The organism is Mesorhizobium sp. M7A.F.Ca.CA.002.09.1.1, assembly GCF_003998555.1.
In the GTDB taxonomy this organism is placed as follows: Bacteria; Pseudomonadota; Alphaproteobacteria; order Rhizobiales; family Rhizobiaceae; genus Mesorhizobium; species Mesorhizobium ciceri.
Map to the genome: position 1 here is coordinate 1 of NZ_RZRR01001325.1, position 1,015 is coordinate 1,015.

Below are 1,015 nucleotides of genomic sequence, written 5' to 3' on the forward strand. Positions count from 1 at the left end.
CGAGCGCGGGATGATGGTCGAGGACGGTGACGCCGGCCAAAAGCACGCGGCGGCGCATGAAGCGCATGTAGTCCGGGCCGCGCAGATTGGCGATGTAGAGCCGGCCGTCATCCTCGCTCGGGAAGGGATAGCCCCATTCGGAGAGCCTGAGCAGGTTGCGGTAGGCGGTGTCAACGCAGCGCAGCATCCAGCGCGGGTCGGCGAGTTCGCCGGTGCGCTGCCAGCGTCGCTCGACCACGGCATGCCTGTTGTCGCCCGGCGGCACGCACCAGGTGCCGGTGTTGGACGGCGCGGTGGCGCCGCTGGTGCCGAGATAGCCCTTGTCGGCCAGCACCACCTTGGCGCCGGCCTCGGCCGCGGCGACTGCTGCCCAAGCTGCCGACGGACCGCCGCCCAGCACCAGCACGTCGGCCTGGAGCAGCAAGCTGTCGGAAGCGGATTTTTGCGGCTTGGGCATGGAGACCTGGCGAATAAAGTCGAAGCAGGCGCTAGGCCGCGCGGGCCGCGCTGGAAGACCACACCGGCTCGTTGCCCGCGCTCCACTTGATGTTGCAGCCGATCGACGGCGCCTGGCTGGCAGTGGGCCTGCCGCCCTCCAGCACCGTATCGACCGCCGCGCGCAGATCGGCACCCGTCACCGGCTTGCCGTTGCCCGGCCGCGCATCGTCGAACTGGCCGTGATAGGCGAGCCGCCGGTCAGTGCCGAACAGGAAGAAGTCGGGCGTGCAAGCCGCGCCATAGGCTTTCGCCGTCTGCTGCGACGCATCCTTGAGATAGGGGAAGGAATAGCCGAATTTTCCGGCCTCCTCGCCGATGCGGGCGAGCGTCTCCTCCGGATGCGCCTCGTGGTCGTTGGCGTTGATCGCCACCACCTGCAGCCCCTTGCCGGCGTAATCCCTGGCGAAAGCGGCAAGCTGCTCGCGGATCAGCACGACGAACGGGCAGCGGTTGGAGATGAAAGCGACGAGCAAGGCCGGCTTGGCGTCGAAATCGGCAAGGCGGTGCAGCACACCTG

2 protein-coding genes are annotated in these 1,015 nt (G+C 68.4%); both read right to left on the minus strand.

The features are described from left to right. On the minus strand, nt 1-457 hold a 457-nt coding region (locus EN994_RS32925), incomplete at its 3' end, for an FAD-binding protein (RefSeq protein ID WP_127308227.1). A gap of 31 nt (nt 458-488) precedes the next feature. After that, on the minus strand, nt 489-1,015 hold a 527-nt coding region (locus EN994_RS32930; RefSeq protein WP_164746499.1), incomplete at its 5' end, for a thioredoxin family protein.